Below are 20,545 nucleotides of genomic sequence, written 5' to 3'. Positions count from 1 at the left end.
TGACCGGCCTCAGTACCTGTAGCGCAGGATGTACCAGCCGCGCTTGACGTACTCGGCGAGCACGGCCCCCGCCTCGTAAAGCACCAGGGACTTGCCCAGGCTGACGCCGGGATAGACGCCATGCGTGCCCCAGTCGACTTCGCTCCAGGCCTGGCGGAACGACTTCAGGGCCCGGCCGGTGTGGTACCAACTGGTCACCAGCACCGCCCGGCGCGGTGCGAACCGCTCCAGTTGCGCCCGCGTCATGCGGGCGTTTTCCATGGTGCTGCCGGACTGGCATTCATAGCCGATACGCCCGCGCGGCACCCCGGTCATCGCCAGGCGCCGCACGATCAGCATGCAGTCCCCGCCCCCGCTGACGAACACATAGGGCGCCACGCCAGCGTGATACAGCTCCGCCGCGCCGATCACGCGCTGACCCGACTCCCCGCCCAGCACCACGATCCAGTCCGCCCGCGGCGGCACGCTCTCACGCGCCAGCCAGGCCTTGGCATTGTCCAGCAGCACAGCGCTGGCCAGCAGCACGAGCAGGGCGCAGACGCCCACCAGGCAGAACAGATCTTTGAGGGATTTCGGGCGCAGCAAGCGGTCAGGCATAAGGAGTGGGACGGGGTTGGAAGGACGCACGGCGGATCGGCACCGCGCCACGTTCGACGCCGCCGCCAACGCGCGCGCGGGCAAGCCGGTATTATTGACGTTTCTCCGGCGCGGCGATAGCAACCCCTGCCGCGGCACACGGACCACAACCCTCAAGCGAAGAGCATATCCATGGATCTGCGAGGCAAGCATCTCGTCCTTGGCCTGACCGGCGGCATCGCCTGCTACAAATCGGCTGAACTGGTCCGCCTGCTGACCAAGGCCGGCGCGACCGTGCAGGTGGTCATGACCGACGGCGCCACCCGGTTCATCACGCCTGTGACCATGCAGGCACTCTCCGGGCGGCCGGTCTTCACCTCCCAATGGGACGCGCGCGTGGGCAACAACATGGCCCACATTGATCTCTCGCGCGAAGCCGACGCCATCGTGATCGCACCGGCGTCCACCGATTTCCTCGCGAAGCTCGCGCATGGCCTGTGCGATGACCTCCTGACCACCCTGTGCATCGCCCGCGACTGCCCGTTGCTGGTGGCTCCCGCCATGAACCTGCAGATGTGGTCGGCACCCGCCACCCAGCGCAACGCCGCCCAACTGCGCGCGGATGGCGTAACGGTTCTGGGCCCGGGCAGCGGCGACCAGGCCTGCGGCGAAGTCGGCGACGGCCGCATGCTGGAACCGTCGGAGCTGCTCGACGATATCGTCGCGTTCTTCCAGCCCAAGCCGCTGGCAGGCCGGCGCGTGGTGATCACGGCCGGCCCCACCTTCGAAGCCATCGATCCGGTACGCGGCATCACCAACCGCTCCTCAGGCAAGATGGGCTTTGCCATCGCGCGTGCCGCGCGTGAAGCCGGTGCGGATGTGGTCCTGATTGCCGGCCCGACGGCACAACCCACGCCCCGCGGCGTCGCCCGTACCAACGTGGAAAGCGCGCAGCAGATGCATGATGCCGTGATGGCGGGCCTGCCCGGCACCGATGTGTTCATCGCCGTGGCGGCGGTGGCCGACTGGCGCCCGGCCGAGGTGGCCGGACAGAAGCTGAAGAAGGCCAACGACAGCGATACGCCCACGCTGCGCTTCGTGCAGAACCCCGACATCCTCGCCGCCGTGGCAGCGCGGCCAGAGGCGCCCTACTGCGTGGGCTTTGCCGCCGAGAGTGAAAAACTCGAGCAATACGGCGAGCAGAAACGCCAGCGCAAGAACGTGCCGTTGCTGGTGGGCAATATCGGCCACCATACCTTCGGCATGGACGACAACGAGATCGTGCTGTTCGATGCCCAGGGCATGACCCGCCTGCCGCGCGCCGACAAGCTGACGCTGGCGCGCGACCTGGTGGCGGCCATCGCCCGGCGCCTGCCCGCGCGCCACTGAACCCGCGCCAGCTCGCGCCCCCGCCGCCACAGAACCTCAACCGGCCCCAACCCTGAACATGTCCGCAAGCCAACCGAAACTGCGCCTCTCGGTGCTCGACCAGAGCCCGGTCATCGCCGGCCACACCGCGCGCGACGCACTGGCCGCCACCGTGGAGCTGGCGCAGGCCGCCGACGGGCTCGGCTACACCCGCTACTGGTGCGCCGAGCACCACGGGCTGCGTGGCGTGTGCAACCCGGCGCCGGAAGTCATGCTGGCCCGGCTGGGCAGCGTCACGCAGCGCATCCGGCTCGGCTCGGGCGGCGTGATGCTGCCCTATTACAGCCCCTTCAAAGTGGCGGAGCAGTTCCGCATGCTGGAGGGCCTGTTCCCGGGGCGCATCGATCTCGGGGTGGGACGCGCGCCGGGCGGCGATATGCGTACCGCGCAGGCGGTGGCCATGGGCCAGTACAACCGCGGCGATCACTTCGCCGAACAGGTGCAGGACCTGTCCTGGCTCCTGCGCGGCGAAGTACCGCCAGGCCATATCGCCGAGGGCGTCGTGCTGCAGCCCGAGATCGATACCAGGCCCGAGCTTTGGGTATTGGGCTCCAGCGACTACGGCGGTGCCCTGGCGGCGCGGCTTGGGTTGCGCTTTGCCTTTGCCCACTTTATCAATCCGCATACGGGCCATGCCGTGGCGCAGCAGTACCGCAACGATTTCGAGCCGGGCTACGACGAGCGGCCCTACAGCGCTGCGGCCATCTTCGTGATCTGCGCCGACAGCGAGGCCGAAGCGGCGGAACTGGAGCGCGCCGTGGACCTGCGCCGCCTGCAGATGGCCTACGGCGTGAACGCCCCGATCCCGTCCTTGTCCCAGGCCGCGCAGCACGAGCCAACCGAACGCGACCGCCTGATCGTCGAACGCGAGCGTCCGCGCACCATCTGCGGCACGCCCGAACAAGTGGCGCAGCGCATGCTGGCCCTGCGCGAGCGCTTCCTTGCCGACGAACTGGTGGTGCTGAGCGTGACCGCCAGCTATGCCGCGCGCCTGCGCACCTACGAGCTGCTGGCGCAAGCCTTCGACCTGTCGGGCGACTGATCCCCCCGGGCTCTCGACGCGGCAGGGACGGCCGGCGGCAATGACTGCCGCCGCGCCCCGCTCGGCTATCATCTCGGGTTGCCAACGTTTTTTGTCTTTTTTGTCTTTCCGGGACTGACCAGCCATGACCATCGAAGCCAACCCGACCGTCGAAATCAAGGTGCTCGACGCACGCCTGTACGAATGGGGCCTACCGGCTTACCAGAGCGATATGGCGGCAGCGATCGACCTGCACGCCTGCCTGGACGCGCCGCTCACCATCGAAGCCGGCACACCGGCGCAGCTGGTGCCAGCCGGCTTTGCCGTGCACATGGGCAACCCCTATATGGCGGCCACCATCGCACCGCGCTCGGGGCTGGGCCACAAGAAGGGGCTGGTGCTGGGCAACTCGATCGGCGTGATCGATGCCGACTACCAGGGTCCGATCATGGTGAGCGTGTGGAACCGCAACGCGCCCGGCACCGAGCCGATCGTGATCCAGCCGGGCGAGCGGATCGCGCAGATGATGTTTGTGCCGGTGCTGCGGCCCGTGTTCAAGACCGTGGAAGACTTCTCCGCAGACACCGTGCGCGGCGCGGGCGGCTTCGGCTCCACCGGCGTGCATCACGCCAAGAGCGGCGCCTGAGGCCAGGGCAAGGACGCGCTCAGCGCGCCTGTTCGAACAGCAGTGCCACGCCGCCGGCAGCGGAGGCAGGAATCAGGCTCTCGCCGGGCCCCAGGTCGAGCGCGTCCACGCACGCCGCGCGCCAGCCTTCGCGTGCCGCCGCGAGATCGCCAGTGCGCAGGCGGATGGCCGCATAGCCAGGCACGGCGCGGCGCACGTGCCCCGTGCCGGTCGCGGCGGCAAGCGCCTGGGGCGTCGTGACCACCAGCGTGGCACCGTCCAGTGCCAGGCTGCAGATGTGATCGCTCAACTGCGTCATCTCGCCGCCGGTGAGCTCGGCATAGGCGCGGCCGGCGGCCTCGACGAGTGCCGGCGCCACCACCAGGAACATCGTGGCAATGCCCGTCGCGCCATTGGCGTGCGTGGTCCACTCGGGGCGCCATAGCAGCTCCGGCGTCTGGTGCTCGCAGAAGAAGAAGCGCGCACCCGGTGCATCGTCGATCGCCGTCACGCGGAAGGTTGCGGGACGCTCCGTGCCGTCGTCGAGACGCACCGGGCGCGAGAACTCGATCGGGTCCGAAGTGTGCCAGCCACCGCCGCGCAACTGCGCGGCGGCCGAGAAGGCGTCGCCGCTCTTGCAGGAAAGCGCCGCACAGCCGGCCCCGGCCTGCTGCGCGTCCCAGTAATAGCGCCGCGTCGGGCTGGGCACGGTGACATGCAGCAGCTCGAGATAGTCGCGCGCCAGCATCACGCAATGATTCTGCGATCCGAGCGAGTGGTGGCCGCGCGGCGTCAAGGTGAAGCCAAACCTGCGCCAGGCTTGCGCCGCGGCGTCAAGGTCGGGACACACCATTACAGCGTGGTCTAGCGGTTCCATCGTCATCGCAACCTCTCGCATCAATCGAACTGAATATTTGCCTTGCGCGCCACCGCCTGCCATTTGTCGTGCTCGCGCCGAACCAGGCTGGCCAGTTCGGCCGGGCTGCCGCCAACGATCTCGAACCCCTGCATGGCCAGCGCATCGACCACGCGCTGCTGCCGCAATGAACGGACCAGTGCGTCGTGCAGGCGTGTCACCGTCGGCTCCGGCAGGCCGGCCGGGCCGAATACGCCGATCCAGGAATAGGCCTCGAAACCGCGGTAGCCCTGCTCCGCCACGGTCGGCAGCTGCGGGAACTGGCGCAGGCGGGTCGTGCCGGTCACGCCGAGCAACTTGACCGTCTTGGCCGCCACGTGTGCCTGCACCGCCGCGTAGCTGGAAAAAAATACGTCGACTTCGTTGGACAGCACCGCCTGCACGGCCGGACCGCCCCCTTTATACGGAACATGGAGAAGGCGCACGCCGGCCTCGGTCGCCAGCGCCTCGGCGGCGAGCTGGTTGAGGCTGCCGATGCCGGAAGACGCATAGTGGATGCTCTCTGGCTTCTCCCGCGCCATGGCAACCAGTTCTTTCACATTGGACGCCGGCAGGGAAGGATTGGCGGCAATGACCAGGGGGAAGCGTACCAACTGCGTGATCGGCGTGAAATCGCGGAACGTGTCGTACGGCAGGCGCTTGTAGGCAAACGGGTTGATGGCATGGGTATCGAACGCCATCAGCAGGGTGCTCCCATCCGGCTTCGCGCGGGCCACCGTACCCGATGCGATCAGGCCGCCGGCACCGGGCTTGTTGTCGATCACCACCGTCTGGCCAAGCGCGCCCTTGAGGCCGGGCTGCAACTGGCGGGCAACGATATCGACGCTGCCCCCGGGCGGGAACGGCAACACCATGGCGATCGTGCGGCCAGCACCGCTCGCCGTGGCATCGCCACCCAGGGCAGCCAGGCAAGGCGTGGAAATCATGGGCATCGCGCCAAGCGGCAGCGATTTGAGCAGCAGGCGGCGCAGCCGCGTGCATTCAGGTCGGGACATCGGGTACTCGGGCGAATGGCGGGCATACAGCAGCAGCGGCAACCGCGCCCGTCCAATACAAAAAGGGCGGCATCGCTGCCGCCCTGTATTTTGCCCGAGGATAGCACGAAATGCAGGCCAGCAGAGCTGCCGCCGGCACTCGTGCCCCTCCCGCGCCTAGACTTCCGCCTTTTCGTTCTCCGGCGATTCCGGCGGTTCGGCGGCAGCCTCGGCGAAGTCCAGTTTGATCTGGTCCTGCTCGTCGAGATCGACCACCACCTTGCCACCCGATACCAGCTTGCCGAACAGCAGTTCGTCGGCCAGCGCCTTGCGGATCAGGTCCTGGATCAGGCGCTGCATCGGCCGCGCGCCCATCAGCGGATCGAAGCCCTTCTTCGCCAGGAACTTGCGCAGCCTGTCGCTGAAGTTGGCTTCCACCTTCTTCTCGTGCAGTTGCTCCTCGAGCTGCATCAGGAACTTGTCGACCACGCGCAGGATGATCTCCTCGTCCAGCGAGCGGAAGCTGATCATGGCGTCGAGACGATTGCGGAACTCCGGCGTGAACATGCGCTTGATGTCGGCCATCTCGTCGCCCTGCTCCCGCGTCGAGGTGAAGCCAATGGTGGCGCGGTTCATGGTTTCCGCTCCCGCGTTGGTGGTCATGATGATGATCACGTTGCGGAAGTCGGCGCGGCGGCCGTTGTTGTCGGTCAGCGCGCCATGGTCCATCACCTGCAGCAGGATATTGAAGATATCCGGATGCGCCTTCTCGATTTCGTCCAGCAGCAGCACGCAGTGCGGCTTCTTGGTGACGGCCTCGGTCAGCAGGCCACCCTGGTCGAAGCCGACGTATCCCGGCGGCGCGCCGATCAGCCGGCTCACCGCATGGCGCTCCATGTATTCGGACATGTCGAAGCGCAGCAGTTCGATGCCCATGATGAAGGCGAGCTGCTTGGCGACTTCGGTCTTGCCCACCCCGGTCGGGCCGGAGAACAGGAAGGAGCCGATCGGCTTGTCAGTCTTGCCCAGGCCGGCGCGCGACATCTTGATGGCCGAAGCCAGCGCCTCGATGGCCGGATCCTGGCCGAACACCACGGACTTCAGGTCGCGGTCCAGGGTCTGCAGCTTGCTGCGGTCGTCCTGGTTGACGCTCTGCGGCGGAATGCGGGCGATACGCGAGACGATATCCTCGATCTCGCCCTTGCCGATGGTTTTCTTCTGCTTCGACTTGGGCAGGATGCGCTGGGCCGCACCGGCCTCGTCGATCACATCGATGGCCTTGTCGGGCAGGTGGCGGTCAGTGATGAAGCGTGCCGACAGTTCGGCCGCCGCGGTCAGTGCCGCCGCAGCGTACTTGACGCCATGGTGCTCCTCGAAACGCGACTTCAGGCCGCGCAGGATCTGCACGGTCTGGTCCACCGATGGCTCCACCACGTCGATTTTCTGGAAACGGCGCGACAAAGCCGCGTCTTTCTCGAAGATACCGCGGTATTCAGTGAAGGTGGTGGCGCCGATGCACTTGAGCTGTCCCGAGGACAGCGCAGGCTTGAGCAGGTTGCTCGCGTCGAGCGTGCCGCCCGAAGCGGCGCCCGCGCCGATCAGCGTGTGGATCTCGTCAATGAACAGGATCGCGTTCGGATTGTCCTTGAGCGACTTGAGCACGCCCTTCAGGCGCTGCTCGAAATCGCCGCGGTACTTGGTGCCTGCCAGCAGGGCGCCCATGTCGAGCGAGTACACAACCGCCTTTTCGAGGATGTCGGGCACTTCGTTCTTGGTGATGCGCCAGGCCAGGCCCTCGGCGATCGCGGTCTTGCCGACCCCGGCCTCGCCCACCAGCAGCGGGTTGTTCTTGCGCCGGCGGCACAGTACCTGGACCACCCGCTCGACCTCGCTCTCGCGGCCGATCAGCGGATCGATCTTGCCGGCACGGGCCAGCGTGTTCAGGTTCTGGGTGAACTGCTCGAGCGGGCTTTCCTTGCCATCGCCGCCTTCGCCCTCGGCCGCGCCGTCGCCATGCTTGGCGGGCTCGGCCTGGTCCTTGCGGATGCCATGGCTGATGAAGTTGACCACGTCCAGCCGCGTCACGCCCTGCTGCTGGAGGTAGTACACCGCATGCGAGTCCTTCTCGCCGAAGATCGCCACCAGGACATTGGCGCCAGTCACTTCCTTCTTGCCGTTGGAAGTGGACTGGACATGCATGATGGCGCGCTGGATGACGCGCTGGAACCCCAGCGTGGGCTGGGTATCCACCTCGTCGGTGCCAGGCACCACGGGCGTGTTGTCCGCGATGAAATTCTTCAGACTGGTGCGCAGGTCCTCGATATTGGCTGCGCAGGCGCGCAAGACTTCCGCTGCCGTAGGGTTGTCAAGCAACGCCAGTAGCAGGTGCTCCACGGTGATGAACTCGTGGCGTGCCTGCCGGGCTTCAACAAACGCCATGTGCAGGCTGACTTCCAATTCTTGCGCAATCATGCTTCCTCCATCACGCACTGCAACGGATGACCCGCCTGCCGTGCGTGGGTTGACACCAGCTCGACCTTCGTCGCCGCGATATCCCTGGTATAGATACCGCAGACCCCCTTGCCTTCCCGGTGGACGGTCAGCATGATCTGCGTCGCCGTCTCCCGGTCCCTGCTGAAATACTGCTGCAGGATCATCACGACGAACTCCATCGGGGTGAAGTCGTCATTCAGCAGCAACACCTTGTACATGGCGGGCGGTTTGAGCGCCTGCTCTTTCCGCTCCAGTACGGTGCCTGCTTCGCGTTGTGGGACATTTGCCAGCCGTGTAGCCATGGCTTTATTCTAACCCTTACGCACAACTCTGCAATTTGGGGAAAAGACACCGGATTCAAGAGGCCGATGCAGCGACCGTCCAAAATCCGGAGATGCCGAATGCATCCGGTTACAGCTCGCGGGGCGCGCGGCCTTGCCCGGCCCCTCACCCCGCCAAAATACCACCGACCGCCGTTCCTTTCGCGCCACACCCTACCAGGAGTGGGGAATCTGCCAACTTGACAGTGTGCTGGTTTGACAGAAGAATCGATTGCACATTCACGTCTGGTTACGCGAGCCAAGCAATAATCCGGACCTGGGTGATCCGTGAGCAGGGAGGCCCACGAATCCGGCGGCGGCGAGTCAGCATATCAAACTGGCCGCCAGGCGGTGCCCGCAAAGTCGTGCCATTGTGCCCGGCCCGGTCCTACCGGGCTGGAGGGCATGGACCGGCTCCGGGCACCCGGCTGGCCGCGGCGCCTTCCCCCGCTCGTATCGTGCTTTTTTCGTTGGGGGAGTTTATGGCAAGCGGTATCGTCAAATGGTTCAATGACGCCAAGGGCTTTGGATTCATCAAGCCGGACGACGGCGAAGAAGAACTGTTTGCGCACTTTTCGGCCATCCAGATGAGTGGCTTCAAGACCCTGAAAGAGGGTCAGCGCGTGTCCTTCGAAATCATCCAGGGTCCCAAGGGCAAACAAGCCACCAATATCCAGGACGGCGCCTGAGGACAAGGCGTGCGGCCGCACCAGCCGGCAGAGCTTGAGGCGGCCACGACAGGATGCGGGGGAATCATCCCCGGAACGGGATCGGCCTGCCGCCCCCAGGGCATGGCCTGGCTTTGACAGCCAGCGTGTCCATGCCCGGACCAGCAGACTGAACAGCAGCACGTAGCGCATCCGACAAAAAGCCCGGTCAGGTCAATGCCGGGCTTTTTGTTTGCCTGCTCGCGGCCGGTACCTTGGCCTGCCAATCCGCTTCTCCGCTGACTCCCGGTCGCTTTCCCCTTTGTTTTGGCAGGTTCTTGCGCCGTTCTGGCTGTCTTGGACAAGTCCATGTCGGGGTATCGGCATCTTCCATTGCCTCCGCACGGCCCGAGCGCCAGCACACCATGCCACGCAGCATGAAGTGCCTCAATCACTACATGATCTGTCGAAGGCGAATGCCGCCAAGGACTGGGGCGGTGCGACCGTCGCCTCAAAGGGCCTCCGCGGTCCAGGACCCGCCCCAATGAAAAGCCCCCGGGCCTCCTTGCGGAAGCCCGGGGGCTCGTTGCCACGCCGCGCATCGCCGCCTGAGCGATCAGGCCGCGACGTCGGGGGGCAAGGATCACATGTTTTCGATCATCACCTGCCCAAAGCCCGAGCACGACACCTGCGTCGCGCCTTCCAGCAGGCGGGCGAAGTCATAGGTGACCTTCTTCGACAGGATGGACTTCTCCATCGACGAAATGATCAGGTCGGCGGCTTCGGTCCAACCCATGTGGCGCAGCATCATTTCGGCGGAGAGGATCTCGGAACCCGGGTTCACGTAGTCCTTGCCGGCGTACTTCGGTGCGGTGCCGTGGGTGGCTTCGAACATGGCCACGGAGTCGGACAGGTTGGCGCCCGGGGCGATGCCGATGCCGCCGACCTGCGCGGCCAGCGCGTCGGAGATGTAGTCGCCGTTCAGGTTCAGCGTGGCGATCACCGAATACTCGGCCGGGCGCAGCAGGATCTGCTGCAGGAAGGCATCGGCGATGGCGTCCTTGATCACGATTTCGCGGCCGGTCTTCGGGTTCTTGAACTTGCACCACGGGCCGCCATCGATCAGCTCGGCGCCGAATTCCTGCTGCGCCAGCTCGTAGGCCCAGTCACGGAAGCCACCTTCGGTGAACTTCATGATGTTGCCCTTGTGCACGATGGTCACCGACGGCTTGTCGTTGTCGATCGCGTACTGGATGGCCTTGCGCACCAGGCGCTTCGTACCTTGCTTGGAAACCGGCTTGACGCCGATGCCCGAGGTATCCGGGAAACGGATCTTCTTCACGCCCATTTCGTTCTGCAGGAAGGCGATCAGCTTCTTGGCCTGGTCGCTTTCCGCTTCCCACTCGATGCCGGCGTAGATGTCTTCCGAGTTCTCGCGGAAGATCACCATGTCGATCTTTTGCGGCTCGCGCACCGGCGAGGGTACGCCCTTGAAGTAGGCCACCGGCCGCAGGCAGACGTACAGGTCCAGCTGCTGGCGCAGCGCCACGTTCAGCGAGCGGATGCCGCCGCCGACCGGCGTGGTCAGCGGACCCTTGATCGACACCACGTATTCCTTCAGGACCTCCAGGGTCTCCTCGGGCAGCCACACGTCCGGGCCGTAGACCTTGGTCGACTTCTCGCCTGCGTAGATCTCCATCCAGGAGATCTTGCGCTTGCCGGCGTAGGCCTTGGCCACCGCGGCATCGACCACCTTGATCATCACCGGGGTGATGTCCAGTCCCGTACCGTCGCCTTCGATGAAAGGAATGATCGGATTGTCCGGAACATTCAGCGAAAAATCCTGGTTGACCGTGATCTTTTCGCCGGCCGGAACCTTGATGTGTTGATACATGACGTCTCCAGTACGGAACGGGGTTCGCAACGAGCCGCCGGGTTCGTGACCAGACGGCGAGATTGGGGTGGCGCGCGGGCATTTTAGCGGGGATCGGCGCAGTCACGGTACTGCACCGCAACATGCGAGGCTTGCCCGGACCCGGACACGCGTCAAGCGCATTCAGTCTTATATAAGACACAAGACTGTTTCGTATTATGCAGCAAAATTTCATGATCCGCCATCCTGGCGGGACTGCCGGCCCCCGCCGGCTGCGGCATACTGGCGCCCTTGAATGGCGCGGCTGCCAGCGCTACCGCCCGATATCCGCCCCCTCCCAATGACGCTGATTGCCCTGAACAAACCCTTCGGCACCATGAGCCAGTTCTCCGCGCACCCGACGCGCCCGACCCTCGCCGACTGCGTGGCGATGCCCGGCATATATCCGGCGGGACGGCTCGATGCCGACAGCGAGGGCCTGCTGCTGCTGACCGACGACGGCGCGCTGCAGGCACGCATCGCCGATCCGCATCACAAGCTGCCCAAGACCTATCTGGCGCAGGTGGAAAACGTGCCGGACGAAAATGCGCTGGCGCGCCTGCGCGATGGCGTCGATCTCGGAGACTTCCGCACACTGCCGGCACGCGCGCAACGCATCGATGAACCGGACTTCCTGTGGCCGCGCCAGCCGCCGGTGCGTTTTCGCGCAGCCATTCCTACCCAATGGCTCGAACTGGAGATCCGCGAAGGGAAGAATCGGCAGGTACGGCGCATGACGGCGGCCGTGGGCTTCCCGACCTTGCGCCTGGTGCGCGTTCGGATCGGCGCGCTCGATCTGCGCACGCTGGGACTTGCGCCCGGGCAGTGGTGCGAAATCGCGCCCGCGGCGCTCGGGCTGGAAGGCGCAGCGTTGCCGGAGCAGGCTTCCATCCGGAATGGCATGCGACCGAATGCCGCAGATGGTCCGCGAAATCAGCGTCACAAGCGGCAGCCCAAAAGAAGTTACAAAAATTAACATGTCGTGAGTCAACCCCTCGCCGCTCCGTTTCGTTTTTGACACTGACACGTCGCATACGGGTCACTCTCTTCAGAAACGACTCACCTCCCGAGGTAAATAAGCATGAACAAACTGATCGCTGCTCTCGTTGCCGGCCTGTTCGCCACCGGCGCTTTCGCCCAAGCCGCTTCGGCACCGGCAGCACCGGCAGCCGCTGCAGCACCCGCAGCAGCAGAAGCGCCGGCTGCCAAGCCGGCCGCCAAGAAGAAGCACCACAAGAAGCACGCGCACAAGAAGGCAGCCGCTGCTGCTTCCGGTGCAGAAGCTGCAACGAAGTAATTCTTTGCAGGCAGGCCGGCCATTTGGCTGGCACGCAAGGCAGGCTGCCGGCGAGGCGCCTGCCTTTTTTGTTGCCTGCGCATGGTGTTTGCAAACACGCCGCAACGCAGCGAAACACTTTGCGGGCGCCGCTGCGCTTGCAGCTGCGCTATGCTGGCGGCTGTTCCGAACCCGTCATTCGCCCTCCTCCTCCATGCGCCCTGTCATCAAGAATCTGCTCGCGGGCGGCTGCGCCGTCGCCGCCCTGAGCTCCGCGTTCGCCCAGGCCCAGGCCAGCCTGCCGGTCAGGCAACTGACCGCAGGCATGTACGCCATCAAGGCGGAAATCGCCGCCACGCCCGAATCCCGCGAGCTTGGCCTGATGTATCGCAAGACCATGCCTGCCAACGAGGGCATGCTGTTCGTGTTCGAGGAAAAGGCCGGCCACTGCTTCTGGATGAAGAATACCGACCTGCCGCTGTCGATCGCCTTCCTGGCCGATGACGGCGCCATTGTCAATATCGAGGATATGGCGCCCCAGACCGAGGACAACCATTGCCCGCGCGCGGCGGTGCGCTATGCGCTGGAGATGAACAAGGGATGGTTCGCGCAGAAGGGGCTCAAGGCCGGCGCGAAGATCGGCGGGCTGCCGCAGCCACGCTGAAGACCAGGCGCGGCGGCACGGCCGCCACGCCCGATTGCGGCGGCCAGATCAGTCGCGGAAGTTGTTGAAGTCCAGCGGTGCTTCGGCAACGTCCTTGCGCAGCAGCGCGATCACGCTCTGCAGGTCGTCCCGCTTGGTGCCCGACACGCGCACGGCATCGCCCTGGATGCTGGCTTGCACCTTGATCTTGCTGTCCTTGATCATCTTGACGATTTTCTTGGACAGGTCGCCGGTGACACCCTTCTTGATGGTGATGACCTGCTTGACCTTGTCGCCGCCGATGCGCTCGGTCTTGCCGTAGTCGAGAAAGCGCACGTCGACATTGCGCTTGGCCATCTTGCCGATCAGCACGTCCTTGACCTGGCCGAGCTTGAAGTCATCGTCGGCAAAGGCGGTGAGCTCATTTTCCTTGTGCTCGACCCGCGCATCCGAGCCCTTGAAGTCGAAACGGGTCGAGATTTCCTTGTTGGCCTGCTCGACCGCGTTCTTCACCTCGATCATATTCGCTTCGCACACTACGTCAAACGACGGCATTGCATTCTCCTTGTCTTGCTGCGTGTTGCTTGTTGCTTGTTGCTTTGTTGCCTGTACCGGGCGCGCGCCGGCTGCCGGCGGCGCTTACGTATAATCCAGCCTACCCTGCAGTCCGGTGCCGTCGACCACGGCGGCCGCCTCACCTTTTCCTTGCATGGCAGATTTCCACGAATTTTATCCCCTGCGTCGCCACAATACATTCGGATTCGACGTCCGCGCGCGCTTTGCGGTGCATGTGCGCAGCGAAAGCGACCTGCAGGCCGCGCTGGCGGATCCGCGCGCGCAAAACCTCCCCCTGGTTGTACTGGGCGGTGGCAGCAATGTGGTCCTGACGCAGGACCTGGACGCCCTGGTGCTGTTGATGGAAATCCCGGGCTATGCGGTCGCCGCCGCGAACGAGGCTTTCCTGGTGACCGCTGGCGCCGGCGAGAACTGGCATGCGCTGGTCTGCCGCACCATCGCGGACGGCATGCCCGGCCTGGAAAACCTGGCCCTGATTCCCGGCACTGCCGGCGCCGCGCCCATCCAGAATATTGGCGCCTACGGCGTGGAACTGCGCGAGCGCTTCGACAGCCTGCGCGCGTTCGACCGCTACAGCGGCGGCTTCGTCCACCTGTCGCTGGAACAATGCCGGTTCGCGTACCGCGACAGCCTGTTCAAGCGCGAAGGCCGGGACCGCTACATCATCACCGCGGTCACGCTGCGGCTGCCCTCACCCTGGCAGCCGGTGCTCGGCTATGTGGAACTGGCGCGCGAGCTGGTGCAGGATACAACGGCCACGCCCACGGCGGACCGCATCCGTGATGCGGTGATCGCGATCCGCTCGCGCAAGCTGCCCGATCCGGCACAGGTGGGCAATGCCGGCAGCTTCTTCAAGAATCCGGTGGTTGACGCGGGCCAGCGCGACGCGCTGCTGGCGCGATACCCCAACCTGGTCAGCCATGCCCAATCCGATGGCAGCTACAAGCTGGCCGCCGGCTGGCTGATCGACCAGTGCGGCTTCAAGGGGGTGAGCGACGGCCCGGTCGGCGTCTATGGCAAGCAGGCCCTGGTGCTGGTGCACCACGGCGGCGGCACCGGCCAGGAATTGCTGGCGCTGGCGCGCCGCATCGCCGACGCGGTACAAGCCCGTTTCGGCGTGCGCATCGAGCCCGAGCCCGTGGTGCTTTAGACCACGCGCGCGGGCCGTCGCCCTGCACCGTGCTCAGGCGAAGTGGCAGACGTAGTCCAGCGTTTCCGTCACTTCGATATCGAAGCTGCTGTCGCCGGGCACGTTGAACTGCTGGCCGGCGCCATAGGTATTCCACTGGTCTTCGCCAGCCAGCTTCACGCGGCACACGCCGGCATTGATTTCCATGATTTCCGGGGCGCCGGTGTTGAACGTCAGCGCGGCGGGGAAAATCACGCCCAGCGTCTTGCGGGTGCCGTCCGGGAACAGCACAGTGTGGCTCACGCACTTGCCGTCGAAGTAGAGGTTGGCTTTCTTGACGACGGATACATTGTCGAACTGACTCATGCTTTTTCTCCTTGATGCTTGGTTCTTGATGCCTGGAAGCTGGAATTCCGGATCTTCTGAATGGCGGCGCGGCGCAAAAAAAAGGGGCCGTGACGGCCCCTCTTCCTGCTGACTACCCGGCCCAGGCCCGAAACGAGCCGGAACCGGGAGGCCCGCCTCACTCGCCGCGCTGGCGGCGTGCGTTCTCGGCGATGCGCATGCGCAGCGCGTTCAGCTTGATGAAACCGCCGGCGTCGGCCTGGTTGTAGGCGCCGCCGTCGTCGTCGAAGGTCGCGATGGTCTTGTCGAACAGCGTGTCCTTGGAATCGCGGCCGGCCACGATCACGTTGCCCTTGTACAGCTTGACGCGCACCCAGCCGTTGACCTTGGCCTGGGTGTGGTCGATCAGCACCTGCAGCGCGCGGCGCTCCGGGCTCCACCAGTAGCCGTTATAGATCAGGCTGGCGTAGCGCGGCATCAGGTCGTCCTTCAGGTGGGCCACTTCGCGGTCGAGCGTGATCGACTCGATGGCGCGATGGGCCTTCAGGATGATGGTGCCGCCGGGGGTTTCGTAGCAGCCGCGGCTCTTCATGCCGACGTAGCGGTTTTCCACCAGGTCCAGGCGGCCGATGCCGTGCTTGCCGCCCAGGCGGTTCAGCTCGGTCAGTACTTCGGCCGGGGTCATGCGCTTGCCGTTCAGGCCGACGATGTCGCCGCCCTCGAACTCGATGTCCAGGTACTCGGCCGCGTCCGGTGCGTTCTCCGGCGACACGGTCCAGCGCCACATGTCTTCCTCGGCCTCGGCCTTGGGGTCTTCCAGGTGACGGCCTTCGAAGGAGATATGCAGCAGGTTGGCGTCCATCGAGTAGGGAGCGCCGCCCTTCTTGTGCTTCATGTCGATTTCGATGCCGGCCTTTTCTGCATAGGCCAGCAGCTTCTCGCGCGACAGCAGGTCCCACTCGCGCCACGGGGCGATGACCTTCACGCCTGGCTCCAGGCCGTAGTAGCCCAGTTCGAAGCGGACCTGGTCGTTGCCCTTGCCGGTGGCGCCATGCGACACGGCGTCGGCCCCGGTGCTGCGCAGGATCTCGATCTGGCGCTTGGCGATCAGCGGACGCGCGATCGAGGTGCCCAGCAGGTATTCGCCTTCATAGACGGCATTGGCACGGAACATCGGGAAGACGAAGTCGCGCACGAATTCTTCGCGCAGGTCGTCGATAAAGATGTTCTCCGGCTTGATGCCGAACTTGAGCGCCTTCTGGCGGGCAGGTTCGAGTTCCTCGCCCTGGCCGATGTCGGCGGTAAAGGTGACCACCTCGCATTGATAGGTGTCTTGCAGCCACTTCAGGATCACCGAAGTGTCCAGCCCGCCGGAATAGGCGAGCACGACTTTCTTGATATCGCTCATGTTCGACTCGATGCGCAAAGTAAGCGCGGCCGGTACTGACGCCGGACACGCGAAAAAGAATGCGGGAAAATCGCTATTTTGACACGTTCGCCCCGGCTTGGGCGGCACTTGCCGCCTGCAGGCTGTCCTCGGTCGGCCTGCGGGCGCCGGTTTGGCGCGCCATATGTGCGCCAAGCGTGGCGCCGACAAGCAGGATCAGTAGCGCCCGCAGAGCAGGAACTCCATCAGGGCCTTTTGCACGTGCAGACGGTTCTCTGCCTCTTCCCACACTACGCTCTTGGGGCCGTCGATGACAGCCGCCTCGACTTCCTCGCCGCGGTGGGCGGGCAGGCAATGCATGAAGAGCGCGTCGGGATTGGCGCGGTCCATCATGGCCGTGGTCACCATCCAGTTCTGGAAGGCACGCTTGCGCACGTCGTTCTCGGCCTCGTAGCCCATGCTGGTCCACACGTCGGTGGTGACGAGGTCGGCGCCCTGACAGGCCGCCAGCGGATCGTCGAACACCTTGACCAGGCCCGCCGCCGACGCCGGCACCATGGCCGGATCGAGCTGATAGCCCGGCGGCGCCGAGAAATGGAAGGTGAAGCCAAGGCGTTCGGCCGCCTGGATCCAGGTATAGGCCATATTGTTGGCGTCGCCGATCCATGCCACCGTCTTGCCGCGGATGCTGCCACGCTGCTCGATATAGGTGAAGACATCGGCCAGTACCTGGCAGGGATGGTATTCGTTGGTCAGCCCGTTGATCACCGGCACGCGCGAATGCGCGGCAAACCGCTCGATGATGTCCTGGCCGAAGGTGCGGATCATGATGATGTCGACCATGCGCGATATCACCTGCGCCGCATCCTCGATCGGCTCGCCGCGCCCGAGCTGGGAGTCGCGGGTATTGAGGAATACGGCATGGCCACCCAGCTGGTGGATGCCGGCCTCGAACGACAGGCGCGTGCGGGTCGAGTTTTTCTCGAAGATCATGGACAACGTGCGGTCGTGCAACGGGTGCCATGTCTCGTAATTCTTGAACTTGGCCTTCAGAATCCGCGCGCGGTCCAGCAGGTACTCATACTCGTCGGGAGTCAGGTCGCTGAACTGGAGGTAATGCTTGATCGAAGTTGGGCTCATAAAACAAAGAAGGCGGCTCGGTGGTGGCTGGCCGCCATGAAGGGTTCATGGCCTGACCATGCCGCGGAGCCGCCTTTCGCGTCGCTTACGCAATTTAACTGTAAGAATCATAAGGGATTATTGTTGCTTTGGCGAGCCTGTGCGGCACCTCGTCAGGCAGGGAGGCTTATGCGCGAGTCTTATATAAGATATAATACTGGCTGATTCACGCGGGGCCCGGCATACCCATGCTACCGCCCGCTGCCGGCATCAAAAGTGCCCCCGCCGACACCGAGGTACCCGCCGCCACGGCCGAAAATGAAACGAACCAAACGTTTCCTGGCCGCGTCAAACGGGCTCCCGTTTAGTCAGTCTGGCGGGTTTACCGTCGAGTCACCCGTCTTATCCCCCGCAGTCTCATGAATCCCACAGTTCGCGAATATTTCATCCAAGGCATTACCAAGGAAGGCAAGACCTTCCGCCCAAGCGACTGGGCTGAACGACTGTGCGGCGTGATGGCGCAATTCCGACCCGAAGGCGACACTGGCGACCCCCGCATCACATATTCGCCTTACGTGCGGCCCGTGATGGCCGGTGGCGTGAAGAGCGTGGTGGTCGATGTGCGGTTGCGCGACATCGAGCCCAAGGCACTGGACTTCGTGCTCAACTTCGCCCGGGACAACAACCTGCAACTGGTCGAGGCCTGCTCCCTGGACTAAGCCGGCACGCCGGATGCCGCGGCATCCGGCGCATCGCCCCGCCGCTCCCGGGAAGCGATCGCGCACGCGAAAACAAAAAAGCTCGTCAAATGACGAGCTTTTTTTCAGGCAAACCACCGCGAAGCGATTTACCCTGCCAGCCGACTACCGACGGCCGGCATGCAGCCGGAAGGCGCCTGGCGTATCGCCCGGCGCCGGCAGCCGCTATCAGGCAGCCATCGACTTGATGGCCGACGACAGGCGCGACTTGTGGCGTGCAGCCTTGTTCTTGTGCACGATCTTCTTGTCGGCGATAGCGTCGATGATCGATTGCGAGTTCTTGAAGATCTCGGCAGCGGCAGCCTTGTCGCCGGCTTCGATCGCCTTGCGAACAGCCTTGACAGCGGTACGCAGACGCGAACGCAGGCTGGAGTTGTGGGCGTTCTGGGCGACGGCTTGGCGCGCGCGCTTGCGAGCTTGTGCGGAATTTGCCATTTAAGTAGATTTCCTGAATTCAGATGCGTGCCCTACGGATGCAAGAACGCAACCACGGACACAATTAAGTGCACATCAAGCGACCCGGGATGCACTGGCACACGAATCCGGAACGCAACTAGCCTTGTGAATCGGCAATTATACACACAAGAAAAAGCGGGTGGCAAGCTGGGACGCGTTTCATGTCAGGCGGGTGACGCAAAGGACGATACACGGCCGGCAGCGGGGGCTGTCCGTATAATACGCGCCACACCGGCCCCGACTTGCGTGGCCCCGATGCAACTTTGGCGCGTGCCCGGCGTCTGACCCGGGTTCGTACTGGCGGCAAGACGCACGCCGCCGCCGCCTCCCCTTGCCGCCGACCCATCTTGAACCTGCTTAAAGCGCTCGCCACCATCAGCAGCCTGACGATGCTGTCGCGCATCACCGGCCTTATCCGCGAGATCCTGATCGCCCGCGCCTTCGGCGCCTCGGACATGACCGACGCCTTCAACGTGGCGTTCCGCATCCCCAACCTGCTGCGCCGCATCTTCGGCGAGGGTGCGTTCTCGCAGGCCTTCGTGCCGATCCTTGGCGAGTATCACAGCAAGCGCGGCGAGACCGAGACGCGGGCGCTGATCGACGCCGTCGCCACGGTCATGACCTGGGTCCTGATGGGCGTGTCGCTGCTTGGCGTGATCGGTGCGCCACTGGTGATGGTCGTGGTCGCCACAGGCTTCCGCCAGCATGGCGGCGAGACCTACGACGCCGCGGTCTTCATGACCCGCGTGATGTTTCCCTACATCGGGCTGATCTCGCTGGTGGCGCTGGCTTCCGGCATCCTCAATACCTGGCGCCGCTTCGCCATGCCTGCCTTCACGCCGGTGCTGCTCAATCTCTGCCTGATCCTTGCCGCGCTGTTTGTCGGGCCGCACCTCGCGCAGCCGATCTACGCGCAGGCCTGGGGCGTGCTGGTGGGCGGCATCCTGCAACTGGCGGTGCAGATCCCTGCGCTCAAGCACCTGGGCGTGATGCCGCGCCTGCGCTTCAACCTGCGCGCGGCGTGGTCGGAGCCGGGCGTGCGCCGCGTGATACGCCAGATGGCGCCGGCCCTGCTGGCGGTTTCGGTGGCGCAGATCAGCCTGATCATCAATACCAATATCGCCTCCCGGCTGGCCGCCGGCAGCGTGTCCTACCTGACCTATGCCGACCGCCTGATGGAATTCCCGACCGCGCTGCTGGGCGTGGCGCTGGGCACCATCCTGCTGCCAAGCCTGTCGAAAGCCAGCGCCGAGGAGAACCGCGCCGAGTATTCCGGCCTGCTCGACTGGGGCCTGCGCCTGACCTTCCTGCTGGCCGTACCGTGCGCGGTCGGGCTGTTCGTCTTCGGCGCGCCGCTGACCGCCGTGCTGTTCAACTACGGCAAGTTCGACGCCCATGCGGTAGAGATGACCCGGCAGGCGCTGGTCTCCTACGGCACCGGCCTGCTCGGCCTGATCCTGATCAAGATCCTGGCGCCCGGCTTCTATGCGCGCCAGGACATCCGCACACCGGTCAAGATCGCCCTGCTGGTGCTGGTGATCACGCAGTTGTCCAACTACGTCTTCGTGCCGCGCTTCGGCCATGCCGGCCTGGCGCTGTCGATCAGTTTCGGCGCCACCGTCAACGCGCTGCTGCTGTTCCTGGGCCTGCGCAAGCGCGGCTTCTACAAGCCGGCAAAGGGCTGGCCGCTGTTCCTGGCCCAGTTGCTGACGGCCGTGCTGCTGCTGGCTGGCATGCTGCTCTGGTTCGCCCGCAGCTTCGACTGGGTCGGCCTGGGCGCCACGCCGCTGCTGCGGGTCGCGCTGCTGGCTTCGTGCCTGGTACTTGCGGCGGTCGTCTACTTCGGTACACTGTGGCTCATGGGGCTGAGATACTCCGCTTTCAAGCGGAGAGCCGGCTAAGAGGCCCCCGCCTGCCGATACTTCCGGCCGGCGCCCCTGTGGC

General features: G+C 64.8%; 21 protein-coding genes. 10 read left to right on the top strand and 11 right to left on the bottom strand.

All coding sequences use genetic code 11. The annotated features are described in order from the left end of the window. Positions 1–9 precede the first annotated feature (9 nt). Positions 10–597, bottom strand: coding sequence for a YdcF family protein (locus AC3FOF_RS00415; RefSeq protein WP_488725499.1), 588 nt, complete (start codon positions 595–597; stop codon positions 10–12). Between the two features lie 171 nt (positions 598–768). On the opposite strand from AC3FOF_RS00415, the gene coaBC reads away from it, so the two are divergent. From coaBC to dut, 3 genes are all read left to right on the top strand, one after another. Next, complete coding sequence (coaBC, locus tag AC3FOF_RS00410; protein ID WP_017227129.1) at positions 769–1,965, top strand: bifunctional phosphopantothenoylcysteine decarboxylase/phosphopantothenate--cysteine ligase CoaBC; 1,197 nt, start codon at positions 769–771, stop codon at positions 1,963–1,965. Between the two features lie 58 nt (positions 1,966–2,023). Beyond that, positions 2,024–3,046 carry an LLM class flavin-dependent oxidoreductase gene (locus tag AC3FOF_RS00405; protein WP_488725498.1) on the top strand — a complete coding sequence of 341 codons (1,023 nt, stop codon included), beginning with the start codon at positions 2,024–2,026 and terminating at the stop codon, positions 3,044–3,046. Positions 3,047–3,170: 124 nt separating this feature from the next. Further along, positions 3,171–3,671: a dUTP diphosphatase gene (gene dut / locus AC3FOF_RS00400; RefSeq protein ID WP_488725497.1), complete on the top strand. Its 501-nt coding sequence runs from the start codon at positions 3,171–3,173 to the stop codon at positions 3,669–3,671. Between the two features lie 19 nt (positions 3,672–3,690). Here the strand turns inward: dut and AC3FOF_RS00395 are convergent, their stop codons facing one another. The 4 genes from AC3FOF_RS00395 to clpS form a co-directional block, all read right to left on the bottom strand. Further along, a complete protein-coding gene (locus AC3FOF_RS00395) occupies positions 3,691–4,533 on the bottom strand; it encodes a VOC family protein (protein WP_276268176.1) in 843 nt (280 codons plus the stop codon). A 14-nt stretch (positions 4,534–4,547) separates the two neighbouring features. After that, on the bottom strand, positions 4,548–5,561 hold the full coding sequence (locus tag AC3FOF_RS00390; protein WP_035815730.1) for a Bug family tripartite tricarboxylate transporter substrate binding protein: 1,014 nt from the start codon (positions 5,559–5,561) through the stop codon (positions 4,548–4,550). Positions 5,562–5,717: 156 nt separating this feature from the next. Continuing rightward, the gene (gene clpA, locus AC3FOF_RS00385; protein WP_017229667.1) at positions 5,718–8,012 is read right to left on the bottom strand and encodes an ATP-dependent Clp protease ATP-binding subunit ClpA; all 2,295 of its coding nucleotides are present in this window, start codon (positions 8,010–8,012) and stop codon (positions 5,718–5,720) included. Further along, entirely contained in the window at positions 8,009–8,335 is a 327-nt protein-coding gene (gene clpS / locus AC3FOF_RS00380) for an ATP-dependent Clp protease adapter ClpS (RefSeq protein ID WP_006157525.1), read from the bottom strand. The genes clpA and clpS overlap by 4 nt, the downstream gene beginning before the upstream one ends. A 500-nt stretch (positions 8,336–8,835) precedes the next feature. On the opposite strand from clpS, the gene AC3FOF_RS00375 reads away from it, so the two are divergent. Next, a complete protein-coding gene (locus AC3FOF_RS00375; RefSeq protein ID WP_017229665.1) occupies positions 8,836–9,042 on the top strand; it encodes a cold-shock protein in 207 nt (68 codons plus the stop codon). 601 nt (positions 9,043–9,643) lie between these two features. Here AC3FOF_RS00375 and icd read toward each other — a convergent pair. Continuing rightward, complete coding sequence (icd, locus tag AC3FOF_RS00370) at positions 9,644–10,894, bottom strand: NADP-dependent isocitrate dehydrogenase (RefSeq protein ID WP_017229664.1); 1,251 nt, start codon at positions 10,892–10,894, stop codon at positions 9,644–9,646. 319 nt (positions 10,895–11,213) lie between these two features. On the opposite strand from icd, the gene AC3FOF_RS00365 reads away from it, so the two are divergent. The 3 genes from AC3FOF_RS00365 to AC3FOF_RS00355 all read left to right on the top strand — a co-directional run bounded on the left by AC3FOF_RS00365 (position 11,214) and on the right by AC3FOF_RS00355 (position 12,852). Further along, a complete protein-coding gene (locus AC3FOF_RS00365; RefSeq protein WP_035815729.1) occupies positions 11,214–11,888 on the top strand; it encodes a pseudouridine synthase in 675 nt (224 codons plus the stop codon). 105 nt (positions 11,889–11,993) lie between these two features. Beyond that, positions 11,994–12,209 carry a hypothetical protein gene (locus tag AC3FOF_RS00360; RefSeq protein WP_017229662.1) on the top strand — a complete coding sequence of 72 codons (216 nt, stop codon included), beginning with the start codon at positions 11,994–11,996 and terminating at the stop codon, positions 12,207–12,209. 193 nt (positions 12,210–12,402) lie between these two features. After that, positions 12,403–12,852 (top strand): DUF192 domain-containing protein, encoded by a 450-nt coding sequence (locus AC3FOF_RS00355; protein WP_276268173.1) that lies wholly within the window; start codon positions 12,403–12,405, stop codon positions 12,850–12,852. Positions 12,853–12,900: 48 nt separating this feature from the next. Here the strand turns inward: AC3FOF_RS00355 and AC3FOF_RS00350 are convergent, their stop codons facing one another. Next, a complete protein-coding gene (locus AC3FOF_RS00350; protein WP_017229660.1) occupies positions 12,901–13,386 on the bottom strand; it encodes a YajQ family cyclic di-GMP-binding protein in 486 nt (161 codons plus the stop codon). A gap of 154 nt (positions 13,387–13,540) precedes the next feature. On the opposite strand from AC3FOF_RS00350, the gene murB reads away from it, so the two are divergent. Next, positions 13,541–14,557, top strand: a complete 1,017-nt coding sequence (gene murB, locus AC3FOF_RS00345; protein ID WP_488725496.1) for a UDP-N-acetylmuramate dehydrogenase — start codon at positions 13,541–13,543, stop codon at positions 14,555–14,557. Positions 14,558–14,590: 33 nt separating this feature from the next. On the opposite strand, the gene ppnP is transcribed toward murB, so the two are convergent. From ppnP to argF, 3 genes are all read right to left on the bottom strand, one after another. Next, on the bottom strand, positions 14,591–14,902 hold the full coding sequence (ppnP, locus tag AC3FOF_RS00340) for a pyrimidine/purine nucleoside phosphorylase (protein WP_017229658.1): 312 nt from the start codon (positions 14,900–14,902) through the stop codon (positions 14,591–14,593). A gap of 157 nt (positions 14,903–15,059) precedes the next feature. After that, complete coding sequence (locus AC3FOF_RS00335; RefSeq protein ID WP_017229657.1) at positions 15,060–16,289, bottom strand: argininosuccinate synthase; 1,230 nt, start codon at positions 16,287–16,289, stop codon at positions 15,060–15,062. A 195-nt stretch (positions 16,290–16,484) separates the two neighbouring features. Beyond that, positions 16,485–17,408, bottom strand: a complete 924-nt coding sequence (gene argF, locus AC3FOF_RS00330) for an ornithine carbamoyltransferase (RefSeq protein ID WP_017229656.1) — start codon at positions 17,406–17,408, stop codon at positions 16,485–16,487. Between the two features lie 398 nt (positions 17,409–17,806). On the opposite strand from argF, the gene AC3FOF_RS00325 reads away from it, so the two are divergent. Next, positions 17,807–18,106, top strand: a complete 300-nt coding sequence (locus AC3FOF_RS00325; RefSeq protein WP_017229655.1) for a DUF3579 domain-containing protein — start codon at positions 17,807–17,809, stop codon at positions 18,104–18,106. Positions 18,107–18,313: 207 nt separating this feature from the next. On the opposite strand, the gene rpsT is transcribed toward AC3FOF_RS00325, so the two are convergent. Further along, a complete protein-coding gene (rpsT, locus tag AC3FOF_RS00320; protein ID WP_006157537.1) occupies positions 18,314–18,580 on the bottom strand; it encodes a 30S ribosomal protein S20 in 267 nt (88 codons plus the stop codon). Between the two features lie 368 nt (positions 18,581–18,948). On the opposite strand from rpsT, the gene murJ reads away from it, so the two are divergent. Continuing rightward, on the top strand, positions 18,949–20,502 hold the full coding sequence (gene murJ, locus AC3FOF_RS00315) for a murein biosynthesis integral membrane protein MurJ (RefSeq protein WP_017229654.1): 1,554 nt from the start codon (positions 18,949–18,951) through the stop codon (positions 20,500–20,502). Positions 20,503–20,545: the final 43 nt, after the last annotated feature.

It is taken from the genome of Cupriavidus sp. 96C5-1 (assembly GCF_057798855.1).
The sequence above is the reverse complement of the archived record's forward strand: the minus strand, read 5'-3'. Positions and strand labels throughout refer to the sequence as shown.

What these genes read in the sequence shown, in the direction of transcription:
- AC3FOF_RS00415 (WP_488725499.1), bottom strand. Translation starts at nt 597, where the DNA reads ATGCCTGACCGCTTGCTGCGCCCGAAATCCCTCAAAGATCTGTTCTGC.
- coaBC (WP_017227129.1), top strand. Translation starts at nt 769, where the DNA reads ATGGATCTGCGAGGCAAGCATCTCGTCCTTGGCCTGACCGGCGGCATC.
- AC3FOF_RS00405 (WP_488725498.1), top strand. Translation starts at nt 2,024, where the DNA reads ATGTCCGCAAGCCAACCGAAACTGCGCCTCTCGGTGCTCGACCAGAGC.
- dut (WP_488725497.1), top strand. Translation starts at nt 3,171, where the DNA reads ATGACCATCGAAGCCAACCCGACCGTCGAAATCAAGGTGCTCGACGCA.
- AC3FOF_RS00395 (WP_276268176.1), bottom strand. Translation starts at nt 4,533, where the DNA reads ATGACGATGGAACCGCTAGACCACGCTGTAATGGTGTGTCCCGACCTT.
- AC3FOF_RS00390 (WP_035815730.1), bottom strand. Translation starts at nt 5,561, where the DNA reads ATGTCCCGACCTGAATGCACGCGGCTGCGCCGCCTGCTGCTCAAATCG.
- clpA (WP_017229667.1), bottom strand. Translation starts at nt 8,012, where the DNA reads ATGATTGCGCAAGAATTGGAAGTCAGCCTGCACATGGCGTTTGTTGAA.
- clpS (WP_006157525.1), bottom strand. Translation starts at nt 8,335, where the DNA reads ATGGCTACACGGCTGGCAAATGTCCCACAACGCGAAGCAGGCACCGTA.
- AC3FOF_RS00375 (WP_017229665.1), top strand. Translation starts at nt 8,836, where the DNA reads ATGGCAAGCGGTATCGTCAAATGGTTCAATGACGCCAAGGGCTTTGGA.
- icd (WP_017229664.1), bottom strand. Translation starts at nt 10,894, where the DNA reads ATGTATCAACACATCAAGGTTCCGGCCGGCGAAAAGATCACGGTCAAC.
- AC3FOF_RS00365 (WP_035815729.1), top strand. Translation starts at nt 11,214, where the DNA reads ATGACGCTGATTGCCCTGAACAAACCCTTCGGCACCATGAGCCAGTTC.
- AC3FOF_RS00360 (WP_017229662.1), top strand. Translation starts at nt 11,994, where the DNA reads ATGAACAAACTGATCGCTGCTCTCGTTGCCGGCCTGTTCGCCACCGGC.
- AC3FOF_RS00355 (WP_276268173.1), top strand. Translation starts at nt 12,403, where the DNA reads ATGCGCCCTGTCATCAAGAATCTGCTCGCGGGCGGCTGCGCCGTCGCC.
- AC3FOF_RS00350 (WP_017229660.1), bottom strand. Translation starts at nt 13,386, where the DNA reads ATGCCGTCGTTTGACGTAGTGTGCGAAGCGAATATGATCGAGGTGAAG.
- murB (WP_488725496.1), top strand. Translation starts at nt 13,541, where the DNA reads ATGGCAGATTTCCACGAATTTTATCCCCTGCGTCGCCACAATACATTC.
- ppnP (WP_017229658.1), bottom strand. Translation starts at nt 14,902, where the DNA reads ATGAGTCAGTTCGACAATGTATCCGTCGTCAAGAAAGCCAACCTCTAC.
- AC3FOF_RS00335 (WP_017229657.1), bottom strand. Translation starts at nt 16,289, where the DNA reads ATGAGCGATATCAAGAAAGTCGTGCTCGCCTATTCCGGCGGGCTGGAC.
- argF (WP_017229656.1), bottom strand. Translation starts at nt 17,408, where the DNA reads ATGAGCCCAACTTCGATCAAGCATTACCTCCAGTTCAGCGACCTGACT.
- AC3FOF_RS00325 (WP_017229655.1), top strand. Translation starts at nt 17,807, where the DNA reads ATGAATCCCACAGTTCGCGAATATTTCATCCAAGGCATTACCAAGGAA.
- rpsT (WP_006157537.1), bottom strand. Translation starts at nt 18,580, where the DNA reads ATGGCAAATTCCGCACAAGCTCGCAAGCGCGCGCGCCAAGCCGTCGCC.